Origin of the sequence: Kribbella qitaiheensis (genome assembly GCF_014217565.1) — a bacterium.
Lineage (GTDB): Bacteria > Actinomycetota > Actinomycetes > Propionibacteriales > Kribbellaceae > Kribbella > Kribbella qitaiheensis_A.
Map to the genome: position 1 here is coordinate 1,992,862 of NZ_CP043661.1, position 20,534 is coordinate 2,013,395.

A 20,534-nucleotide genomic window follows, 5' to 3' on the forward strand; every position below is an offset into this window, starting at 1 on the left:
ATGGACCCGCTGCGTGGGCGCTCGGCTGAGCTAGGGCGCCTGCTGGACGCGTTGCGGGCAGCCCAGGACGGCAAGGCGTCGCTTGCGGTGGTCACTGGCGAGCCAGGCATCGGCAAGTCGGCGTTACTCCGAGCAGCAGTCGAGCAGGCCGAGCGGCAGGGCTTCCTGGTCGCTACTGCGGCCGCACACCAGACAGACGACATCAGCCCACTCGCATCGCTCGCGCCCGCTCTCCGCGTAGGTCCGGAACCGCTGGTCAGCACCGAGCACTTCCTGGAGCTTGCTGCTCTCAATGGCCAACCGCTGTGGCTGGCCGAGCGGCTGGCAGACCTCATCGGCCGTCGCCTCGACGGTGAAGTCGCACTGATCGTTCTGGACGACGCCCAGTGGTCAGACCCCCTCACCAACTTCGTACTACGGGTCGTCGTCGCCCGGCTGTCCGAGTGCAAGGTCCTGTGGCTGCTGGCCACCAGACCCGCACCGGGCGGGGTCACCGACCAGCTGATCGACGCCGTGCGCGAGCAGGTCCCGGTGAACTCCATCCAGCTCGCCCCGCTCAGCACCGAGGCCGTGCTGGAGTTGGCGGCCGACCGGCCGAATGCTGCGGTCGATCCGAGCCTGTCCGTTCGGCTCGGCGGAGTACAGGGCATTCCGTTCCTGGCCGAGCAGCTCATTGCCGGTCTCTATCTCACCGACGCGGGCCTCCCCGACGGCCTGGTCGAAGGCGTCCGGCGCAGGACAGCCAGTACTTCGGAGTTGTGCCGCGAGCTGCTGCGTACGGCAGCCGTCTTCGGCAGTGAGTTCCGGCTGGAGGACGTCGCCGAGCTGATGAAGGAGGCGATCGCCAAGCTGGCCGGCGCTCTCGACGAGGCGATCCAGGCCGGCCTGCTCCTCGACAGCGGTGCCACGCTCACCTTCCGGCACGAGCTGCTGCGGTCCGCAGTACTGGCTGATGTGCCGCCTTCTGCTCAGCGGGCTCTGCACCGGGCGATCGCGAACCTACTGCTCGCCACCGGTCGAGGCCCTGCCGCAGCAGCACCACATCTGCTGGCCACGGCGGCGCCGGGTGATGAAGACGCGACCGGCACGCTGCGAAAGGCCGCGCAGGAGCTACTGGCCACCATGTCGACCACCGCCATCAAGGTGATCCAGGAGACCTTCGAACTCACCCCGGTCGACCACCCGCTGCGTAGCGAGGTCGGTGAGGACGTCGTCCAGGTGCTGCTGGCCGGCGGCCGGTACGACGATGCCAAGGCCTTCGCCGACGACCTGCTGAGCGGGACCGTCCTCTTCCGCGGCCCGGTGACACCGGATCTCACGGCGTCGATCCGACTCCGGCTGGCACCGCAGCAGTGGGCCAGCGGCCAGCTGGACCCGGCTGCGCTCGCCATCGAAGGCGCAGCACCACACCTGGCCGAGCGCCTCACGGCGTACTGGGTCCTGGCCGGGGTCGAGGATCCCTTCGAGACTGAGGACCCGGTAGCTCGCGCAGTACAGCTTCTGGCCGCGGGTCTCAAGGCGCAGGTCGAAGGCCGGTACGAGGTCGCACGGGATCGCTACGCCCAGGTTCGGGCGACGAAGACGGCTGAGATCGGCAGCCCGCCGTACTTCCGCATCGAACTGGCCGAGCTGTTCTGCCGGGCCCAGCTCGACGATCTCGACGGCGCGCTCAAACGCCTGGACGAACTGCAGGCCGCTGCTGCTGGCAAGGGCCGAGGAGCTCTACGGCCGGGCCGAGCTGGAACACGGCGACCGCTCGATCGGTGTAGCCACGCTGGAGCGCGCACTGGACTCGTACTCCGAACACGGGGCGACCACACCCGCCGGCAGGGTCCAGGCCGTCTTGCAGGCGGCCGGAGTACGCCGAAGGCGGTGGGCCGCAGTACAGCATCGTCCTGATACCGGGTGGGAGGCGCTGACGCCGATGGAGCGCCGGGTGGCCCTGCTGGTGGCAGAGGGCCACACGAACCGGTCTGCGGCCGATGAGCTGGTGCTGTCGGCCAGCACGGTCGGCACTCATCTACGGGCGGCCTTCGGCAAGCTCGGGGTCAATTCGCGGGTCCAGCTCACCCGCCTGGTGCTCGAGCGGTTCGCGTCTCCCCCAAACGCATGAGATTCGGGTGCGGCGGCCGCTCGCGCACCCATTGCCGGGCCTGACGAGTTCCGCTGTTCGGTCGATCCGCCGACTCCTGTTTCCGGAGTTTCCTTGCGGTGCCGGAAAACCCGCAGACGAGATCGAGGAACAGAAGATGAGCGAGAACACCCCCACCGTCGTCCTGGTACACGGCGCGTTCGCCGACGCGTCCAGCTGGAACGGCGTGATCACCGAACTGAAGAGCCGCGGCATCCCGGCCCTCGCCCTGGCCAACGAGCTGCGCGGCCCGGGCCTCGACGGCAGCCGGATCGCCGCCCAGGTCCGCGAGATCGACGGCCCGGTCGTACTGGTCGGCCACTCCTACGGCGGCGCGGTGATCACCACCGCCGCGAACCAGGCCGACAACGTCACCGGACTGGTCTTCGTCGCCGCCTTCTCACCGGACGAGGGCGAGAGCCTGCAGGACCTGCTCGGCTCCTTCCCCGCCAACGACTTCGCCTCCGGCCTGGTGCCGCACCTGCTGCCGACCGGTGACGGTGGCGAGGAGCCGTGGCTGAGCATCGCCGTCGACGCCTACCCGAAGCTGTTCGCGGCCGATGTCGCCGGTAACGAGCTCGGCGCCCGGACCCAGCGCCCGATCGCCGCCGCGGCGTTCGAGGAGAAGGCCGGCCCGGCCAGCTGGAAGCGGCTGCCGTCCTTCACCCTGGTCGCCACCGGCGACCAGGCCATCCACCCCGACGGCCAGCGCAAGATGGCCGCCCGCAGCAACTCCACCACGATCGAGGTCGACGGCTCGCACGCGGTCGCCGTCTCCCAGCCGAAGGCCGTCGCGGCCTTCATCGCCACTGCAGTAGAGACCGGAGCCAACTCATGATTCGCCGCATCCTCGCAGTAGCGGCCAGCGCCGCCCTGCTCGTCACCGGCGCGACCACGGTCACCACTGCCGTCGCCCACCCGAAGGACCCGAAGCCGACCATCGTCCTGGTCCACGGCGCGTTCGCCGACGGCGCCAGCTGGGCCGGTGTCACCGAGCGCCTGCAGCGTGACGGCTACAAGGTCGTCGTACCGGCTGTGCCGCTCCGCAGCATCGCCGGCGACACCAGCTACCTGACCGGCGTACTGGCCGGCATCCCCGGCCCGAAGGTGCTCGTCGGCCACTCGTACGGCGGAGCGCTGATCACCCAGCTCGCCGGGACGGCCGAAGTGAAGTCGCCCGTCTACGTCGCGGCGTTCATCCCGCAAGCCGGCGAAACGATCGGCGCGCTCAACGCGAAGTACCCGGGCAGCGAGATCGGTCCCGGCACGACCAACACCATCACGTACGCCGGTGGCGCCGACCTGGTGATGAAGGCGGAGTCGTTCCGGGCTGTGTTCGCCGCGGATCTCCCGGCCCGCGAAGCCGCCGTACTGGGCGCCTCGCAGCGACCCGTCGCCGCCGCTGTGTTCGGTGAGCCGGTCGCCAAGTCGGCGCCGGCCAGCCTCCCGAAGTACGCGCTGATCCCGTCCGGCGACAAGGCGATCCCGCCGGCCGGCGAGCTGTTCATGGCCGAGCGCGCCGGAGCCCACATCGTCAAGGTGAAGGGCGCCTCGCACCTGGTGATGCTCTCCGAATCGGGCACCGTCACCAAGCTGATCGAGAAGGCCGCGCACTAACCACCACCCATTGGCCGCCCCGGGAATACCACCCCGGGGCGGCCAGTTGCCATTGGCTATGCGTATTGATGTGTGGTCCGACGTCGTCTGCCCGTGGTGTTACATCGGCAAGCGGCGGCTGGAGCAGGCCCTGACCCAGTCCGGCGATCAGGCGGAGGTGGTCTGGCACAGCTTCCAGCTCGACCCGTCGGCCACGAACGACGACGAGCGCGACCTGGCGACCAGGTTGGGCGAGAAGTTCGGTGGCGGCCGTGAGTTCGGGCTGTAGGCGAACGAGCGGGTGACCGGGGTCGCGGCCGAGGCGGGCCTGGAGTTCCACCTCGAGGAGGCGAAGGCGGCCAATACCGTCGACGCGCACCGGGTGCTGCACCTGGCCCGCGAACTGCGCGAGGCCGGCGAGATCCCGGCCGACACGCAGGAACGGCTGAAGGAGCGGTTCCTGCGCGGCTATTTCACGGAAGGGCTGCCGATGGGTGACCACGGGACGCTGACCCGCCTCGCGGTCGAGATCGGCCTCCCCGAAGTACGGGTGTCGGAGGTGCTGGCCGGTACGGCGTACGAGGACGAGGTCGCCGCCGACCAGGCGCAGGCTCTCGCATACGGCGCCAACGGGGTGCCGTTCTTCGTGATCGACCAGAAGTACGGCGTCAGCGGCGCGCAGCCGGTCGAGGTGTTCCGCGAGGCGCTCCGCCGGGCGAACGCCGATCGGCAACCGGTGACGCTGATCACCGCTCCGGGCGGCTCGGACGCCGGGGCGTGTGGCCCGGACGGCTGCCCGATTTAGGGGTGGGTACAAGACACACCGGGGCACCTGGTGTGCCGTTCAGGTTGTCGGACGAGGTAAGAAGGAGCCATGACTGTCGTGCGTGCACTGGCCAGGCCGTTACTGTCGACCATTTTCATCGTGCAGGGCGCGAAAGCGGTCCGCTCACCGGAACCGTTCGTGACGAGGGCCCAGCCGGTGACCGACCGGGTGGTGCCACTGATCAAGAAGGTGACACCTGCTCAGGTTGGCGACCGGCTGCCGGACAGCACGGCGAACCTGGTCAGGCTGAACGGCGCCGCCCAGATGCTGGGCGGAGTCGCGCTGGCCAGCGGTAAGGGCCGCCGGCTCGGCGCGGTGCTGCTGGCTGCCTCGCTGGTGCCGACCACGCTCGCCGGGCACAGTTTCTGGAACGAGACCGACAAGGACGCCAAGGCGAACCAGAAGATCCAGTTCATGAAGAACCTGGGCATGATGGGCGGCCTGCTGCTGGCCGCGGTCGACACCGAGGGCAAGCCGGGCGTCGCCTGGCGGGCCAGCCATGGCGCGAAGGCGGTCAAGCGGGAGACGCGACGCGCGGGCAAGCTCGCCAAGCGCGAGACGAAGCAGCTCACCCGGACGGCTCGCCGCGAAGCCAAGCTGGCCGCCCACGCGGCGAGAGCGGAACTCCCCTTCGGCTGACGCCAGGCTCAGCGTCGCTTGCCGATAGGCTCAGGGCGTCAAGAACCTGAGCCGAAGGAGCGAGATGGGGATCACCGAGGGCTGGCCGGCGCCGCGCCCACCGGGAGCGGTCAGCGGGCGGCTCACCGTGCCCGGGTCGAAGTCGATCAGCAATCGGGCCTTGATCCTCGCCGCGATCGCGGACGGACCGTCGACGCTGTCCGGGCTGCTCGCCGCGCGCGACACCTCGCTGATGCGCTCGGCGCTGATCTCGCTCGGTGTCGGTATCAGCGAGCGCGACGGTCTGGTCACCGTGACGCCCGGCTCGCTCAAGGGTCCGGCCGCGGTCGACTGCGGCCTGGCCGGCACGGTGATGCGATTCGTGCCGCCGGTGGCCGCACTGGCTGACGGCGTCATCTCCTTCGACGGCGACGCCTACGCCCGGGAGCGTCCGATGGACGTGATCCTCGGCGCGCTGCGCACCCTCGGCGTACAGATCGACGACCAGGGCACCGGCCGCATGCCGTACGCCGTCAACGGGTCCGGCTCGGTCCGCGGCGGCAAGGTGACCCTGGACGCGTCCGGGTCGAGCCAGTTCGTCTCCGCGTTGCTGCTGGCCGGAGCCCGGTACGACGAGGGCGTGGATCTGCGGCACGACGGCAAGCCCGTCCCGTCGCAGCCGCACCTCGACATGTCCGTCGCGATGCTGCGCGAGCGCGGCGTCCAGGTCGACGACAGCGAGCCGAACCGCTGGGTCGTTGCCCCCGGCCCCATCCGCGCCCTCGACACCGCGATCGAGCCGGACCTGTCCAACGCGGCGCCGTTCCTGGCCGCCGCTGTGGTCACCGGCGGCGCTGTCACCGTGACGGGCTGGCCGACCGAGACCACCCAGCCCGGCGGGCAACTGCCGGAGATCTTCACGCGCTTCGGTGCCGAGGTGACACTGGGCGCAGACGGGCTGACCGTGCGCGGGACCGGCCGGATCGCCGGGGTCGATCTCGACCTGAGCGAGGTCGGCGAGCTTTCGCCGGTGCTCGCCGCGGTGGCGCTGTTCGCCGACGGACCGTCGTACCTGCGGGGCATCGCCCATCTGCGCAACCACGAGACGGACCGGCTGGCCGCGCTGGAGACCGAGTTCAACGCGCTCGGCGGCGACGTGAACCAGACCGCCGACGGCCTGGAGATCCGGCCGAAACCCTTGCACGGTGGGCTTTTCGGCACGTACCACGACCACCGGATGGCGCACGCGGCCGCGGTCGTCGGGCTCGCCGTGGACGGGGTGGCGATCGAGAACATCGGCACCACGGCCAAGACGATGCCCGAGTTCCCGGATCTCTGGTCGGCGCTGGTGAGCTGATGTCGCGCTACGACGAGGAAGCGAAGTACGACCGGCCCAAGCGCCGGACCCGGCCGCGGACCAAGGACCGTCCGACGTACGACGATGCCGTCACCGGCTTCGTGATCACCCGGGACCGCGGCCGCTACACCTGCTGGGTCGGCGAGGGTGACCGGGTGGTGACCGCGATGAAGGCCCGCCAGCTCGGCCGCAAGGGCGTCATTGTCGGCGATCGGGTCAAGCTCGACGGAGATGCCACCGGCGACGAGGGCTCGCTGGCCCGGATCGTGGAGGTGTTCCCCCGCGAGACGCTGCTGCGGCGGAGCGCGGACGACGACGACCCGATCGAGCGGCCGCTGGTGGCGAACGCGGATCAGCTCGTCATCGTGGTCTCGGTGGCCAATCCCGAACCAAGGACCAGGCTGATCGACCGGTTCCTGGTGGCGGCGTACGACGCCGGCATGCGACCGCTGCTCTGCCTGACGAAGACCGACCTCGCGGACCCGGACCATCTGCTGTCGATCTACCGGCCGCTCGGGGTCGAGTCGGTCGCGACCCAGCACGACGGTGACTTCAGCGAACTGCGCGAGCAACTGCTCGACCGGACGAGTGTGCTGGTCGGGCACTCGGGTGTCGGCAAGTCGACGCTGGTGAACGCGCTGGTGCCGGGGACCAACCGGGCGATCGGTGTCGTGAACGACAACACCGGGCGCGGCCGCCATACGTCGGTCAGTGCGTTGCTGCTGCGGCTGCCCGAGGGTGGCTGGATCGTGGATACGCCGGGGATCCGGTCGTTCGGGTTGGCGCATGTGCAGCCGGATCAGCTGATCAACGCGTTCGGCGACCTCGCGGATGTGGCTCGGGATTGTCCGCGCGGGTGCACGCATTCGGAGTCCGAGCCGAGTTGTGCGCTCGACGAAGCCGTCGCCGAAGGGCGGGTCGACGCGGAGCGGGTCACGTCGTTCCGACGGCTCCTCGCCAGCCGCGAGGGCCGCGACGTCGAGACGGGCTGAGCGGCGCCGCGAAGTACCGGTCATGGCTGAGTCGGCGCGGCGTAGTACGGGCGATGGCTGAGTCGGCGCGGCGTAGTACGGGTTATTTGGCTGGGAGTCGGCCGTTCCAGACCGCTTTCGCGCCGGCGTCGCCGGTGCGGATGGTCTGGTAGATGACTACGGCGCCGATCACGACGACCGCGGCGCTGACCAGGATCTCCAGGGGACGGCTCTTGTTCTCCTTGGCACCCTTGCCGCTCGCCAGGGCGGTCGGGCCGCCGAGTAGCACGAACGCCGCCACGGCGACGATCGCGAAGGCGATGCAGAACAGGAACAGCAGATTGGCGCGGTCCCGGTGCACCTTCACCAACTGGTCCAACTGCGGAACCGCGGCGACGAAGGCTTCGCCGCTCTTCTTCGCGATGAACGCGCAGACCAACGAGCCGAGGCCGAGCAGCAGGGTCGGCCAGCGCAGCAGCCAGCGCCACTTCGGCACCAGCGCGAACACGATCGCGGTGAGCGCGCCGACCGGCAGCACCAGCACGGTCACGTGGATCACCAGAACGTGGAGTGGAAGATCCCCGATCCGCTCGAACATGACAACTCCCGCAGTCGGTCCAGCTTGGATTTACCTGACACTAACTGCACGTTCAACCACCCCGGATGGTTCAATCCGCACCGGCACCTTGCCGCAACCTGACTGCAACCTGCGGACAGGGGTCCGGCACGCTCCGCGGCCAGGCTAGCCTTCCGGCATGCCCTCGCACACCGACGACTTGCGGCTCGCCCACATCCTGGCCGACGACGCCGACTCGACCACGATGGATCGCTACAAGGCGCTCGACCTCCACATCGCCACCAAGCCGGACCTCACCCCGGTGAGCGAGTCCGATCGCAAGGTCGAGGACGTGATGCGCAAGACGCTCAGCCGGGCCCGGCCGCGGGACGCCTTCGTCGGCGAGGAAGAGGGCACCACCGGCTGGGGCGTCCGCCGCTGGGTGGTCGATCCGATCGACGGCACCAAGAACTACATCCGCGGCGTGCCGGTGTGGGCCACGCTGATCAGCCTCATGATCGAGGACCAGGTCGTCGTCGGCGTCGTCTCGGCACCGGCTCTCGGCAAGCGCTGGTGGGCGTCGTACGGCGACGGCGCCTGGACCGGTCGCGCCCTGATGTCCGCCCAGCCGTGCCGGGTCAGCGACGTCTCCTCCCTCGAAGACGCCTCCTTGTCCTACTCGTCCCTGAAGGGCTGGGACAAGCTCGGCAAGAAGGACCAGTTCGCCGGCCTGATGGACTCGGTCTGGCGAACCCGCGCGTACGGCGACTTCTGGTCCTACATGCTCGTCGCAGAAGGCGCCGTCGACATCGCGGCCGAGCCAGAACTCAACCTGTACGACATGGCCGCCCTGTCCATCATCGTCGACGAGGCAGGCGGCCGCTTCACCTCCCTGGAAGGCACCCCCGGCCCCACCGGCCCCAACGCCCTAGCCACCAACGGCCGCCTCCACGACGAGGTCTTGTCCCGCCTCAGCTAGTACTCCCGCACGCAGGCTCCTCCGTCGCACCCGGAGCCGGGCCGAGGGCAGCTATGTCGGAGGCAGGCGGACCGCCAGCCCATCAGTACATGTACCTCCGGCGTTAGCGAGGCTGACCCCGAGCGTGGCGGCGGCTACCGGCCTGCGGTACTGATGGCCTGGCGGTTCGCCTTCCGTGGGTGCTACGGGTGCTGGGTCGCGGCGGGGGTGAAGGTGACCTCGGCGGCGTGCAAGGGGATCTCCAGTTCGTTGCCCAAGGCCCATTCGGCTACTCGGGAGACTGTGGCGGCGGGGATTTCGTCGTTCAGGTCGGGGGTTGCGGGGAGGTTGTGGGTGGCGTGGGCGTCGTGCGGTAGGACGACTCGGTAGCCGCGGGCCAGGGCGGTGCGGGCTGTTGCCTGGACGCACATTTCTGACATCAGGCCGCAGAGGGCGATTGACTTGATCCCTAGGTCCTCCAGGAGTGTGCCGAGGGAGGTGTTTGCGAAGCCGTCGTCGTGGGGTTTGCGGATGGTGTGCTCGGTGGGGCCTGGCTCGGGGGTGTGGTGGAGCGGCCAGCCGGGGGTGTGAGGGGCGTCGTCGGTGCCGGGGGCGCCGTCGTTCTGGAGGTGGACGACCAGGGCGCCGGTCTTGCGGGCTCGGGCGATCAGGTCCGTTGTGCGGTCGATGAGCTGGGCAGCGGCCGGTACTGCGCGGGCGCCGGTTACGCCGGCCAGTTGGACGTCCACCACGATCAGGGCGTCGACAGGGAGGGTCATGCCGCCATCATCTCCGCCGCCCGCCACGCCCAGCCAGCGGGCTTCCGGCGTACCGGTTCCCTGGCCAGTGGGATGCCCGGGTCGCCTTGGGAATCTGCAGGGCCGGATCAGAGCTGCCCTTCGTCCGCAGGCTGAATCGCCCGACGGTCAGCAGGTTCTGGCCATCGCGTCGGCTGGACTCAGGTCTCCGATTGGCGTTGGAGGCGCCAGACCGAGGGGACCAGTAGGGTGACGAAGACGACGAGGATGTGGATCGCCGCGCCGTACAGCTCGACCGCCTTGATGCTGACCACGGCCGCGACGTACCCGACGCCGAGCTGGCCGACCGGGTTCGCGATGAACGAGCCGAGCATGTCGTACGACGAGACGCGGGACAGCTTGTCCAGCGGGATGTGCTGGCCGAGCGCGGTCTCCCAGCCGATCCCGAACATCTCGAAGCCGATGCCGACCACGAACGCCATCGCGGCGACGGCGATGGTGCTCGGCGCCAGCGCCAGGCAGACGAAGATCGGCGCGGACAGGAAGACGCCGAGCATCCCGACCCGGAGCGGGTACCGCGGTTTCGCCCGGATCATCAGGATCCCGCCGGCGACCAGCCCCGCCCCGAAGCAGGCGCTGACGATACCCCAGCCGGCCCGGCCGAAGCTGCGGTCGGCGATCACCGGGCCGAGAATGCTGTAGCAGGCGGTGAAGATCATGTTGATCAGGCCGAACGCCACCACGATCACCCAGACCCACTGCCGGGACACGAATTCGGTCCAGCCGACCCGCAGGTCCTGGAGCACCGAGGCCTGATCCCGCACGATGCGTGGGATGGTCAATCGCGAGAGCAGTACCGCGGCCGCGCCGAACGTCACTCCGTCCACCACGAGCCCGACCCCGGGACCGGTGAACCCGACGATCACACCGGCCACCGCTCCCCCGCCGATCAGCGCCACCGACCGCGCGAATCCGGAGACCGCGTTCGCCTGTGGCAACTCGGCCCGGTCCACGATCGAGGGCAGGATCCCGGTCATCGCGGGCATCACGAACGCCGCCGCGATCCCGTTCACCGCCTCGATCACGACCAACTGCCAGATCCGGGCGTGCCCGGACAGCACCAGCGCGGCCGCGAGCCCCTGGGTCAGGGCGCTGACCGTGTTCGCGACCACCAGTACGAGGTGCCGCGGCAGCCGGTCGGAGATCACTCCGCCGATCAGCAGGAACACCACATTGGGGATGCTCCGGGCCGCCAGCACGAGTCCGACGGCGCTGGCCTTGTCGGACACATCGAGGACGGCGAAGACGAGCGCGATCGGCGCGATCGAGGAGCCGAGCAGCGAGACGAACCTGGCCGAGAGGAAGATCCGGACGTCGCGATGACGCAGTACGGCGAGATCCGCGCGCCAGCTCATCTGATCACCGGGCGTGACTGATAGCGGCCGCTGCTCCAGCGGGCGGGAGAAGCGGCGGTCACCATCCGCATTCTGCCAGACCTGCCGCTCACGGCCCGGATTCGCTACCTTGGGGTATTGGTTCGATCATCAGGAGGCTCCGTGAAGATCAACGACGTATTGCGCGGTAAAGGCAACCAGGTCGTCACCATCTCCCCAGAAGCCACGGTCACCGAACTACTGGCTCTTCTCGCCGAGCACAACGTGGGTGCTCTCGTGGTCAGCGCGGACGGAACGTCCGTGGCGGGCATCGTCTCCGAGCGCGACGTGGTGCGACTGCTGAACCGTACGCCGGACGCCGGTGAGGTCCGGGTGAACGCGATCATGACGTCCGAGGTGCACACCTGTACGCCGGACGACCTGATCGACAACCTGATGCGATTGATGACGGACCGCCGGATCCGGCACGTCCCGGTCGTCGTGGACGGCGCCCTGACCGGCATCGTCAGCATCGGCGACGTGGTCAAGACCAGGATCGGCGAGCTCGAGTTCGAGCGCGAACAACTATCCAACTACATCTCTGGCTAAACCGGCGGAAGTGGTCCAGGTCGGTCTACATTCCGTCCATGGAGCCGACACAGCCACCGACCGGACCGGTCGGACAGCCCGGGCCACCACCAGGCCCGGGCACCAGCCTGTCCAGGGATCCGGTGGTTACCCACCCCGGTCAGGGCCTGCCGGCCACCCAGGGCGGCTATCCGCCACCGGGCCAGGGCGGCTCGGCTTCATCCTCTTGAGCGCCTTGGCGGACACCGAACCGGAGCGGGACGCCTCGGGTCAGGTGACCACCACCGCGAAGACGCGCCCGGACAAACTGAAGACCGGCGACTGCGTGAGCAGCCTGAAGGAGGGCGACGTCAAGGGCGTCCAGATCGTCCCTTGCAGCTCGACCGTGGAGGCCACAGCGGAGAAGGGCTGCACCAGCCGCTACGTGGCCTCCAAGCAGCAGGCCACAACCCCCTCCGACGTCTTCTACATCCACCCGATCGAGTCGGGCTGGGCACTGGGCGACCGCGGCGTCGTGTGTCTCGTAATCCCACGCTGACCTGCACCGCAAGGCCCGGCGAGCCAGTCGCCGGGCCTTGCGTAGGTAGTACTGGCTGTCAGTACCGCGTGACAGCGGCCCAGGCATCGACGATGCCGTTGCCGTAGAAGCCGTTGAAGTTCCGGCCGCCCTCACAGAGCGCGTCGAACTCGGCCGTCCTTCCCTCGTTCACGTAGCTCACCAGCGGCGGCACCGGGCAAGCACGGTGCTGCGCGGAGCCGAGCAGGATCTGCTGCACCCGGTCGGGCGACAGCCCGAACGAGTTGTGAGGCCCCTTCTTCCCGTACTCGCTGACGATCAGCGCTGCGACACCTGTCACATGCGGCGACGCCATCGACGTACCCTGCAGCCAGTTGTAGTACCCACAACCGGTGTAGTCGGTCACTCCGGCCGGACACTGCTTCTGTACTCCGCCCGCGAGGCCGGTTGCGGTGATCTCGCCTGCCGCGTCGACGAGGCCCTTTGCCTGCAGCACGTTCACCGGGTACGTCGACAGGATCAGGTTCTCGTTGGTCCGGAACTGGGGCGTACCGAAGTAGTCACGGAAGTAGCCACCCGGTGCCGACACCTCGATCTGCTCCAGCCCGTAGTTGGAGTAGTCGGCCTTCCTGCCCGACGGGCCGAGTGCGGACACCCCGATCACATGCGGGCCCTCGACCGGCAGGTCCAGGCAGGTCGCGTTGTCGATCGGCCGCGGGTACGCCGGAACGTCACCGAAGTCGGGGCTGCTGATGTCGGTCCGCGGCTTGCCGAGGTCCTCGTGGTTGTTGCCGAGTGCCGCGACCAGCGAGACGCCCTTGTTGTGCGCGTAGTCCAGCGCGCGGCGCATCGTGTTGATGGTGGTCCGCTGCTCGAGCTGCGCTTCCGGGCTGTCGGCCGGGTTGTTCACGCAGTTGTAGAGCCACGGGTCGACGTAGAACGACATGTTCACCACGTCGAGGCCGACGTCGCCGGCGTAGGTGAGCGCGTCGGTGACCGGGCCGAGGAACACGAACCCGCTGTCCTGTCCGCCACGGATCTCGACCAGCGTCACGTTCGGCGCGACGCCGGAGACGCCGAGACCGTTCGCGGCGGCACCGATCGTGCCGGCCACGTGCGTCCCGTGCCCGGAGTCGTCCCAGCCGACCGGGTCGACGCAGCCGCGGAACTCACACGGGCCGTCGATCTCGGGCAGGTCCGGGGCGAAGTTGCGGGACAGGTTCCAGTCGAAGTTCGGCGCGATGTCCGGGTTACGGGCGTCGATCCCGGAGTCGAGCACGCCGACCTTGACCGCCTTCTTGCCCGGCTGGACCGTCCGGGCCAGATCCGAGCGCACCATCCGCAGACCCCAGAGCTGGGGATCCAGCGGATCCATGCCCTTGGCAACGGACTTGGCCTTGGTCTTCGCGCTGGACGCGGCGGCGCCGAGGTTCTCCTGCTCGATCACACTGGGCTTGACCTGCGGCAGCTTCCCGATCACCTGGCTGCGGGCCGCGCCGTCGATCGCCGCCGACTTCGAGACCCGGGTACTGAACCCGGTGTCGGCAGCACGGACGGTCATCGTGCCCAGATTGCGGTTCTCCTTCGTCACCTGGCCGCCGGCCGACTGCACCGCCGCCAGCGCCTGCGCGTGATCCGCGCCTGCCTTCAACAGCACCAGGTACTCCGTGTTGCCCCCAGCCACGGTAGTCGCCCCGGCCCCGGCACTCACCGGAACAGCCAGAGCGGTGACGATCAACGCCACCACACCTGATGCCGCATACAACGATCTACGGACGTCTCTCACGAGCGGATCCCCTCCCTGAAGTGAGCCTGACGCGGCACACGGTAGGTCAGCCCACCCCCCGCCACCACCCTGAAGAAACAAGCCGACGTTGTCATATTTCTCAAGCAAACAACTGAAACCTCCGCGCCGCTCCTCCGCCGCCATTGGCCGAGCCCTGTCGGGGTCGGGTGCGTTGGGCGTACGGTCGGTGACCATGAGCGATCTGGCTGCGGGGGGACGGACGGTCGTGATGGTCCGGAGGATGGATCCGGGGACGGTCGCGCTGGGGATGGGTGTGGTGGGGGCCATCGCCACGGTGGTCGTGCTGGTGGGACCAGAGCACGTTCTCGGCCCTCAGAGTGCGGCGTGGCATCTGGTGCTGGAGACCGTCGACGCCTGTATTGCTTTGTTGCTGGCCTACCTCGTCTACGGCCGGTTCCGACGGGCCAACCGCTTGCAGGACCTGTTGCTGCTGCAAGGCCTCGGGCTGCTGGGCCTTGCGAATGTCCTGCTCCTCCTGTCCTTGCTGCAGGGTGACCGGTCCGGTGTTCTGGATCTTTGGTTGCCGCCCTCGATGCGAGTGCTGGGGACTGTGCTGATCGCCGCAGCGGCCCTGCTTTCGGATCGCCTGGCGGTGTGGCCCGGCTGGCAGCGGTGGGTGTTCGCGCCCGTCGTCGTGGCGGTGGGCCTGTTGGTCGTCGGATTGCGATCGCAGGCGCTGGGCTTGCCGCAACCGGCCTCCCCCGGGGGGATGCCGGCGTCGACCGACGGTCATCCAGCACTGCGCGCCGCCCAAGTGTTGACGCTGATTTGCTTCACCGTCGCGGCGGTGGCGTTCGCAGTACAGGCGCGTAGGCGGGACGACGTGTTGCTTCGCTGGCTCGGGCCTGCTTGCGCGCTTGGGGCGCTTGCCCGGCTGAACTATCTGCTGTTTCCCTCGAGTCACCCTGACTGGTTGTACAGCGGAGATGTGCTCCGGACCGGTTGCTACCTCCTGCTGCTGGCCGGTGCGGGCCGGGAGATCAGCAAGTACTGGTCGTCTCGGGCCCAGACCGCGGTCGCTGCGGATCGGCGCAGGCTGGCCCGCGAACTGCACGACGGTGTACTGCAGGAGTTGGCCTATATCCGGTCGGAGGTCGCGGTCTTCTCGAAGGTTGACGAGCCGCGGGTGAACCGGATCCGGGCCGCGAGTGAGCGTGCGGTGGACGAGGCGAGGGAACTGGTCGAGACACTCAGCCGGCCGGGCGACGAGGGGCTCGCGCCCGTACTGCGCCGGGCTGTCGACCAGATCGCCGAGCGGCACGGCGTGGTTCTGGAGCTGGACCTGGACGACTCGGTCGCCGTCGATCTGGCCCAGAGCCACGCGCTGGTGCGGATAGCGCGGGAGGCCATGCTGAACGCTGTACGGCATGGACGTGCCGGGCGGATCAGGGTGCAGGTCGGCCGGAGCAAGGCCGGCTGCTTTCTGACGGTGACGGACGACGGCGCCGGCTTCGACCCCGTGCTGCGGACGCAGCGGCGCGGCGAGTTCGGGTTGGTCAGCATGCGTGAACGCTCGGAGGCGTTACCCGGCACGTTCGAACTGGACTCGAAGCCGGGTCGCGGAACCACGCTGACCGTCAGATGGTGACCAGTCGGCCGAGCCGGATCGTCATCGCCGACGACCATCCGCAGCTGCGGGCACGGATCCGGGAGGCCTTGGAGGCGGGCGGTTTCGAGGTCTGCGCGGAGGCTGCCACCGGCGCGGCGGCGGTGCGGCTGACGCAGGAACACCTACCGGACGTCGTCCTGCTCGACATTCACATGCCAGGGAACGGGATCCGTGCGGCTGGGGAGATCGGAAGGCTGCTGCCGGCGGTTGCGATCGTCATGCTGACCGTGTCGCGGGAGGACGCGGACCTGTTCGCCTCGCTGCAGGCCGGCGCCTCGGGATATCTGCTCAAGGACACGGATCCGGCCCGGCTCCCGGCCGCCTTGCGCGGCGTGCTGGCCGGGGAGGCGGCGATCCCGCGGACGCTGGTCGCTCGCATCCTCGACGAATTCCGGGCCCCGGGCCGGCCCCGCCTCGGCCGGAAGTCGAAGGTGGCCGCCCGGCTGACCTCCCGTGAGTGGGAGGTGATGGAACTACTCGGCGACGGCCTCAGCACCGACGAGGCGGCGAAGCGGCTGTTCCTGTCTCCGACCACGGTTCGCGTCCACGTCTCGTCGGTGCTGCGCAAGCTCCGGGTAAAAGATCGCCGCGCAGCGATCGAGCTGCTGCGCGACGATCTCACGTGAGGGCGGTCCCCCTCCTCACCGCCCTCACATGTCAGTTCACTTCCGCAGGTCGAACTGCGCCGTGACCGGCTCAACTTGGCCGACAAGTTGTAGATGTACTGCCTGTCCGACCACCGCATGGTCAACCCGTTGCTCGCCACCATGTCGAGCGTCGTGGGCGATGCCCGCGCAAGTGAGTGCGAGTACCGAGACGATCGCGGCCCCCACCGCGGTTCGCCACGGCACGAACTGTGACTTGAACTGCATTGTCTTGCCTTCCGTCAATGGTGCGCACCCCTCCGCGTGCACCAGTGGCGGTAACGCTAGGTAGCAACGGCGGCTCCGCCTAGGGACCAAAGCCCTCTTGAGCGTTCAAACACCTAAACGCTCAGCCCGGGGCGAACGGGCGTGGGGTGGGGCCGGGGCAGCACGTAGGGTGGCGATATGCCGCTGAACTATCCCCTTGCCGAGCAGACGTTGGACAACGGTCTGCGTGTTGTCGTCAGTTCGGACAAGGCGGTGCCGATCGTCGCAGTGAACCTCTGGTACGACGTGGGGTCGCGGCACGAGCCGCCCGGCCTGACCGGTTTCGCGCACCTTTTCGAGCACCTGATGTTCCAGGGATCGCGCAATGTCGAGTCCGGCCAGCACTTCAGCCTGCTGGAGACCGCCGGTGCGAGCCTGAACGCGAGCACCTTCTTCGACCGGACGAACTACTTCGAGTCGCTGCCCAGCGGCGGCCTCGATCTGGCGCTGTGGCTCGAGGCCGACCGGATGGGCTACCTGCTCGACGCGGTCAACCAGGAGAACCTCGACAACCAGCGCGACGTGGTGAAGGAAGAGAAGCGGCAGAGCTACGACAACCGCCCGTACGGCGATTCGTACGAGCGGCTCGTGCGGCTGCTGTTCCCGGCCGGCCACCCGTACGCGCACATGACGATCGGGTCGATGGCGGACCTGGACGCGGCGGCGCTGGAGGACGTGCACGCGTTCTTCCGCACGCACTACGGCCCCAACAACGCCGTGCTGACGATCGTCGGCGACGTCTCCGAGGAGGACGCGTTCGACGCCGCCAAACGGTACTTCGGCCACCTGCCGGCGATCCCGACGCCGCCACCCGCTCCGGACGGCACGATCGGCCCGCTCACCGAAGTACTGCGGGACGACGTGGTCGAAGACGTTCCCTCGGACCTGATCACGATGATGTTCCGGCTGCCGGTGGACGGCACGCCCGAGCTCGACGCGGCGGCGCTCGCGCTCGACGTCCTCGCGGCCGGCCAGAGCGGGCGGCTCAACCGCCGCCTGGTCCGCGATGAGCAGATCGCGCAGTCGGTCTCCGGCGGCGCGCTGCCGCTGATCGGCGGGGTTTCGTTCGGCACACTGACCGGGATCGCGTCGGCCGACTTCGACCTGCAGCAGGTCGAGGACGCGCTGGTCGAGGAGATCGAGAAGCTCGCCGCCGATGGCGTCACCGAGGACGAGCTGGCCACGGTCCAGGCACAGAACGAGCGCGACTGGCTCGAGCAGCTCGCGACCTGCTCCGGCCGCGCCGACGAGATCTCGCATCACGCCTTGCTGTTCGGCGACCCGAACAGGATCAACACCCGGATCGACGAGATTCGCGCCGTCACCACCGAGCAGGTCCAGCAGGCGGCCGCGAAGTGGATCCGCGCCGCCGGCCCGCGTCCAGGTGACGTACCGCCGCAGCAACACAGGGGAGCAGGAATGACCAGCCAGGCCTTGACCACACCGCCCTCCGTCGCGCCGCCGCGGCCCTGGTCGTTCCCGCTGTCGACCACGACGACAACGCGGGCCGGGACGCCGGTGCACGTGTTCGACCAGCCAGGGCAGTACGTGGCCACTGTGCGCGTCACGATCGCACTGCCTTTGTTCACCGAGCCCCGTGAGCTGGAAGGCGTCGCGACGATCATGTCGCGCACGCTCGACGAGGGCACCGAGCTCAAGTCGGCCAACGAGTTCGCGGCGGCTCTGGAGCGCCACGGCGCGGCGTACGGGGTGGACGTCAGCTCCGACGCGTTGCACGTCGAGATCTCGGTGCCGACCTCGCAGCTGGCCCCGGCCGTGAAGCTGCTCGCCGAGGCGGTCACCCGGCCGGCCTTCAACACCGCCGATGTGGGCCGGCACGTGACGATCCGGCTCGGCGAGATCAACCAGGAACGCGCCAACGCGGGATACCGGGCCCGCGAGGCGTTCGCGGGGCATCTCTTCGACACCTCGGTCCGTCGTTCGCGGCCGACCGCCGGTACGCCGGACACGATCCGGCCGCTGACGAACGTCCAGGTGGCCAAGTTCTACCGCGAGAACATCGGCCCGGCGCGGGCGCAGATCCTGTTCGCGGGCGACGCGACCGGTGTGGATGTCGCGGCGATCGTGGACGACGCCTTCGGCGACTGGACCTCTGAGGCCGGAGCGGCTTTGGAGGTGCCCGAGCCGCAGTACACGCTCGGCGACCGCGTCGTACTGGTGAACCGGCCGGGCTCGGTCCAGAGCCAGCTCCTGATCGGCTGCCCCGGTCCGGACCGCCGCGAGGACATCTGGGGTGCGGCCGCGGTCGCGAACCACGTGGTCGGCGGCACCATCACCTCCCGCGTCGACACCGTGCTGCGCGAGGAGAAGGGGTACACGTACGGCACCCGCACCAGCTTCAACGCGCCGCGCAAGGGCGGCACCTTCACGCTGGGCGGCGCGGTCCGCACCGAGGTGACCGGCGCGGCGATCACCGACGCGCTGCGGATCCTCCGCGAGGCCCGCGACGGCCTCACCGACCGCGAGGTCCAGGAGGCGCAGGACAGCCTGATCCGCACCGCTCCCCTGCGCTACGAGCAGGCCGACTCGATCGCCCAGCAGGTCGGCAGCAACATCGCCGTCGGCGTCCCACTCGACTTCGCCGACACCTACCTCGCCCAGATCGCCGCCACCACCGCCGACGTAGCCACCGACGCCTACCGCCGCTACGTCGGAACCAACGGCCTGCTGGTCGTCGTCGTAGGGGAAGCCAAGGACGTCCGCGACCAGCTCTCCGGGCTGAACATGGGCGACATCATCGAGCTCAGCTGAGAGAATCCTCTGCTCAGGCTCGGGATGCCTGAGCCGGAGCAGAGGAGATCTCACCACCATGTCGTTCGAGCGCCCGCAGGACTACCCCCGGTACTCCGGGACGCCCAACCCCGACCAGGTCCACGGCCCCGAGCCGACGCGCTACGTCCTGCAGCCGGGCTACCAGGAGCAGCAACCGGCGTACGGCGTGCTCCGGGACAACTCCAACGCCACCGTCTCCCTGGTTCTCGGGCTCATCGGCCTGTGCACCTTCGTCCTGATCGCCTCCCCCTTCGCCTGGTGGAAGGCGAACCAGGCTCTCCGGGAGATCGACGCCAACCCCGGCATCTACAACAACCGGGGCATGGCCGTCGGCGGCCAGATCACGGGAATCATCGGCACAGTGCTCCTGGCCCTTTTCGTCCTGGGTGGTCTCCTCCTACTGTTCGTCCTCATAGCCGCTACCGGCGGCAACTGACGAAGGAGCGGTGAGCGATGCCGTGGGGCAAACCGAAGGCCAAGCAGGATCCCGAAAAGGGTGGCTCGCAGTCGGGCCGTAAGGCGAAGCGCGCGCCCGGTTCCGGGGGCGGCCCTGGTGGGAGACAAGGTCGTGGACCCCAAGGGCCGCGTCACCGGCGACTTCACCGGCCGCAAACGCCGCGAAGGCAACGAGAACGGGGTCTAACACCGCTGGGCGCTGGTGTCCTGCTTCTGAAGTTCGCTGGCCAATCGGGTGTTTGGTCCTGTGACGCGTTGGCGGTAGCGGCTTCGGCTGCATGGCAGTAGTACTTTCCCCCGCCGGAATCGGGCCGGAGTTCGTTCGCCGTCAGGACAAGGGCACCGGGGCCTCATGGAGTTGGTCAAGTCGCGCGTGCTTGGGCAGGTCGGCCGGCTCTGAGGGCTGGGCGTCTGCGAAGCCCCCGCTGCCTGAGGCATGGACGTCTTTGTGCACCGGCTGAGTGTTCCGGGCCGATTGCCTGCTCTGGCCGTGCACAAAGGCGCGGGACGCCGCGTCGGTTGCCAGCCTCTGTGCATCCGCTGAGCATTTCCCGGGGTCGGAATGCTCAGCTGGTGCACAGAGACCCCCGCACTTGGGGCAGCGGGGGCGGCTGCCATCGGTGGGAGCCTCGGCCAACCGTCCGGGGGTCCGGGGTTCCGGCATGGTGTTCGGACCCTGACGCCCTGTCCCGGACTCTCGGCATGGTGT

The 20,534-nt window shown here is 69.0% G+C and carries 19 protein-coding genes and 1 pseudogene; 15 read left to right on the plus strand and 5 right to left on the minus strand.

What is annotated here, in order from left to right:
- The 8 genes and pseudogenes from F1D05_RS09030 to rsgA all read left to right on the plus strand — a co-directional run bounded on the left by F1D05_RS09030 (position 1) and on the right by rsgA (position 7,520).
- Positions 1–1,899: a BREX system ATP-binding domain-containing protein gene (locus tag F1D05_RS09030; protein ID WP_185446835.1), complete on the plus strand. Its 1,899-nt coding sequence runs from the start codon at positions 1–3 to the stop codon at positions 1,897–1,899.
- A 25-nt stretch (positions 1,900–1,924) separates the two neighbouring features.
- Positions 1,925–2,113, plus strand: coding sequence for a response regulator transcription factor (locus F1D05_RS09035; protein ID WP_185446836.1), 189 nt, complete (start codon positions 1,925–1,927; stop codon positions 2,111–2,113).
- Between the two features lie 136 nt (positions 2,114–2,249).
- Complete coding sequence (locus F1D05_RS09040) at positions 2,250–2,969, plus strand: alpha/beta fold hydrolase (protein WP_185446837.1); 720 nt, start codon at positions 2,250–2,252, stop codon at positions 2,967–2,969.
- On the plus strand, positions 2,966–3,748 hold the full coding sequence (locus F1D05_RS09045) for an alpha/beta hydrolase (RefSeq protein WP_185446838.1): 783 nt from the start codon (positions 2,966–2,968) through the stop codon (positions 3,746–3,748). Before F1D05_RS09040 ends, F1D05_RS09045 begins: the two co-directional genes overlap by 4 nt.
- Positions 3,749–3,806: 58 nt before the next feature.
- Positions 3,807–4,532: pseudogene (locus F1D05_RS09050) on the plus strand (DsbA family oxidoreductase).
- A 69-nt stretch (positions 4,533–4,601) separates the two neighbouring features.
- Positions 4,602–5,192, plus strand: coding sequence for a DoxX family protein (locus tag F1D05_RS09055; protein WP_185446839.1), 591 nt, complete (start codon positions 4,602–4,604; stop codon positions 5,190–5,192).
- A 64-nt stretch (positions 5,193–5,256) separates the two neighbouring features.
- Positions 5,257–6,528: a 3-phosphoshikimate 1-carboxyvinyltransferase gene (aroA, locus tag F1D05_RS09060; RefSeq protein ID WP_185446840.1), complete on the plus strand. Its 1,272-nt coding sequence runs from the start codon at positions 5,257–5,259 to the stop codon at positions 6,526–6,528.
- Positions 6,528–7,520 carry a ribosome small subunit-dependent GTPase A gene (rsgA, locus tag F1D05_RS09065; RefSeq protein WP_185446841.1) on the plus strand — a complete coding sequence of 331 codons (993 nt, stop codon included), beginning with the start codon at positions 6,528–6,530 and terminating at the stop codon, positions 7,518–7,520. Before aroA ends, rsgA begins: the two co-directional genes overlap by 1 nt.
- 82 nt (positions 7,521–7,602) lie before the next feature.
- On the opposite strand, the gene F1D05_RS09070 is transcribed toward rsgA, so the two are convergent.
- Positions 7,603–8,097 carry a DUF2231 domain-containing protein gene (locus F1D05_RS09070; protein WP_185446842.1) on the minus strand — a complete coding sequence of 165 codons (495 nt, stop codon included), beginning with the start codon at positions 8,095–8,097 and terminating at the stop codon, positions 7,603–7,605.
- A gap of 157 nt (positions 8,098–8,254) precedes the next feature.
- Here F1D05_RS09070 and hisN point away from each other — a divergent pair, with 157 nt between their 5' ends.
- Positions 8,255–9,034, plus strand: coding sequence for a histidinol-phosphatase (gene hisN / locus F1D05_RS09075; RefSeq protein ID WP_185446843.1), 780 nt, complete (start codon positions 8,255–8,257; stop codon positions 9,032–9,034).
- Between the two features lie 182 nt (positions 9,035–9,216).
- Here hisN and F1D05_RS09080 read toward each other — a convergent pair whose 3' ends face one another.
- Positions 9,217–9,792 (minus strand): isochorismatase family protein, encoded by a 576-nt coding sequence (locus tag F1D05_RS09080; RefSeq protein WP_185446844.1) that lies wholly within the window; start codon positions 9,790–9,792, stop codon positions 9,217–9,219.
- Between the two features lie 179 nt (positions 9,793–9,971).
- Entirely contained in the window at positions 9,972–11,186 is a 1,215-nt protein-coding gene (locus F1D05_RS09085) for an MFS transporter (RefSeq protein ID WP_185446845.1), read from the minus strand.
- 141 nt (positions 11,187–11,327) lie between these two features.
- On the opposite strand from F1D05_RS09085, the gene F1D05_RS09090 reads away from it, so the two are divergent.
- Positions 11,328–11,753 (plus strand): CBS domain-containing protein, encoded by a 426-nt coding sequence (locus F1D05_RS09090; RefSeq protein ID WP_185446846.1) that lies wholly within the window; start codon positions 11,328–11,330, stop codon positions 11,751–11,753.
- A gap of 205 nt (positions 11,754–11,958) precedes the next feature.
- A complete protein-coding gene (locus F1D05_RS09095) occupies positions 11,959–12,270 on the plus strand; it encodes a hypothetical protein (RefSeq protein ID WP_185446847.1) in 312 nt (103 codons plus the stop codon).
- Positions 12,271–12,328: 58 nt separating this feature from the next.
- On the opposite strand, the gene F1D05_RS09100 is transcribed toward F1D05_RS09095, so the two are convergent.
- Positions 12,329–14,035, minus strand: coding sequence for a S8 family serine peptidase (locus F1D05_RS09100; RefSeq protein ID WP_185446848.1), 1,707 nt, complete (start codon positions 14,033–14,035; stop codon positions 12,329–12,331).
- Positions 14,036–14,228: 193 nt separating this feature from the next.
- Here F1D05_RS09100 and F1D05_RS41900 point away from each other — a divergent pair, with 193 nt between their 5' ends.
- Together F1D05_RS41900 and F1D05_RS09110 are read left to right on the plus strand one after the other, a co-directional pair.
- On the plus strand, positions 14,229–15,644 hold the full coding sequence (locus tag F1D05_RS41900; RefSeq protein WP_185446849.1) for a sensor histidine kinase: 1,416 nt from the start codon (positions 14,229–14,231) through the stop codon (positions 15,642–15,644).
- Positions 15,641–16,291 (plus strand): response regulator, encoded by a 651-nt coding sequence (locus tag F1D05_RS09110; RefSeq protein WP_206686129.1) that lies wholly within the window; start codon positions 15,641–15,643, stop codon positions 16,289–16,291. The genes F1D05_RS41900 and F1D05_RS09110 overlap by 4 nt, the downstream gene beginning before the upstream one ends.
- 36 nt (positions 16,292–16,327) lie before the next feature.
- On the opposite strand, the gene F1D05_RS09115 is transcribed toward F1D05_RS09110, so the two are convergent.
- Entirely contained in the window at positions 16,328–16,537 is a 210-nt protein-coding gene (locus tag F1D05_RS09115) for a hypothetical protein (RefSeq protein ID WP_185446851.1), read from the minus strand.
- A 177-nt stretch (positions 16,538–16,714) separates the two neighbouring features.
- Between F1D05_RS09115 and F1D05_RS39955 the strand changes: the two genes are divergently transcribed.
- A complete protein-coding gene (locus F1D05_RS39955) occupies positions 16,715–19,348 on the plus strand; it encodes a M16 family metallopeptidase (protein WP_246486548.1) in 2,634 nt (877 codons plus the stop codon).
- Between the two features lie 58 nt (positions 19,349–19,406).
- The gene (locus F1D05_RS09130; RefSeq protein WP_185446853.1) at positions 19,407–19,805 is read left to right on the plus strand and encodes a DUF4190 domain-containing protein; all 399 of its coding nucleotides are present in this window, start codon (positions 19,407–19,409) and stop codon (positions 19,803–19,805) included.
- Positions 19,806–20,534: the final 729 nt, after the last annotated feature.